The 1,338-nt window shown below is 70.1% G+C and carries 1 protein-coding gene; it reads right to left on the bottom strand.

Features of this window, described 5'->3' with window-relative positions; genetic code table 11:
- A partial coding sequence (gene metE, locus Q8Q85_10195; protein MDP3774623.1) for a 5-methyltetrahydropteroyltriglutamate--homocysteine S-methyltransferase occupies window positions 1-1,338 on the bottom strand: 1,338 nt, incomplete at both ends.

The following is a 1,338-nucleotide window of genomic DNA, read 5'->3' as shown; positions in this document are numbered from 1 at the left end:
TGGATGTCGTAGACGCCAGGGCCGATCTCGTGCGGATACCGGTACTCCTTGAAGGCCTCGAGTAGCTCCGACCCCGAGCGCGCGTTTTCGATCGAGATGACGTCGGCGTCCATCTTCTCGATCACGCGGATCACGTCGTTGAACTCGCTGTAGCACATGTGGGTGTGAATCTGCGTCGCATCCTTGACGCCGCTCGTCGAGAGCCGGAAGACGCTCACCGCCCACTCCAGGTAGGCGTTCCACTCGGCGCGCCGGAGGGGGAGGCCCTCCCGCAGCGCGGGCTCGTCGATCTGGATGACGCGGATCCCCACGGCCTCGAGGTCCAGCACCTCGTCCCGGATCGCGAGCGCGAGCTGCTTCGCCGTCTCCGATCTCGGCTGATCGTCCCGCACGAACGACCACTGGAGAATGGTGACCGGCCCCGTGAGCATGCCCTTGACCGGCCGCGCGGTACGCGACTGGGCGAACCGGCTCCACCGCACCGTCATCGGTCGGGGCCGCGAGACGTCGCCGAAGATGATCGGCGGCTTGACGTAGCGGGTCCCGTAGGACTGCACCCAGCCGTGCTCGGTGAACGCGAAGCCTTGGAGCTGCTCGCCGAAGTACTCCACCATGTCGTTACGCTCGAATTCCCCGTGCACCAGCACGTCGAGCCCGATCTCCTCCTGGAGCGTGAGCGTCTTCTGGATCTGGCCTTCGATGAACGCCTCGTACTCGGGCTGGGTCATCTGGCCGTCGTGGAGCTTCTTCCGCGCCGCGCGCACCTCGGCCGTCTGCGGGAAGGAGCCGATCGTGGTCGTCGGGTAGAGCGGCAGCGGGAGCTGCTGCTGGCGGCGCGCGGCATGCGGCGACGCGCGCCGGAGGTCCCGCTCGGTCACGCCCGCCGCGCGCTGCGTGACGGCCGGATTGTGAATGCGGGGCGAGCGCCGACGGGCGGCCACCGCGCGCGCGTTCGCGTCGAGCGCCGCCACCACGCGCTGCCGGCCGTCACGCACGGCCCGCGCTAGCGTCACGACCTCGCCCAGCTTCTGCCTGGCAAAGGCCAGCCAATCGCGCAGCTCCGCGTCGAGCCGCGTTTCGAGCTCGAGGTCAATCGGCACATGCAACAGCGAGCACGAGGGCGCGACCCACAAGCGCTCGGCCCCGACCCGCTCCCGCGCCCGCTCAAGCCAGGCCAGACGCTCGGCGAGGTCCGCCTTCCAGATGTTCCGCCCGTCGATGACGCCGAGGGAGAGCGTGCGATCCGCGGGCCAGGACGCGAGCAGCGGCGCGAGCTGGCCCGGCGCCCGCACGAGATCCGCGTGCAGGCCACGCACCGGCAGGGCGAGCGCCGTCGGC

This window comes from Gemmatimonadales bacterium (assembly GCA_030697825.1).
In the GTDB taxonomy this organism is placed as follows: domain Bacteria; phylum Gemmatimonadota; class Gemmatimonadetes; order Gemmatimonadales; family JACORV01; genus JACORV01.
This window is presented reverse-complemented; position numbering and strand designations above follow the sequence as displayed.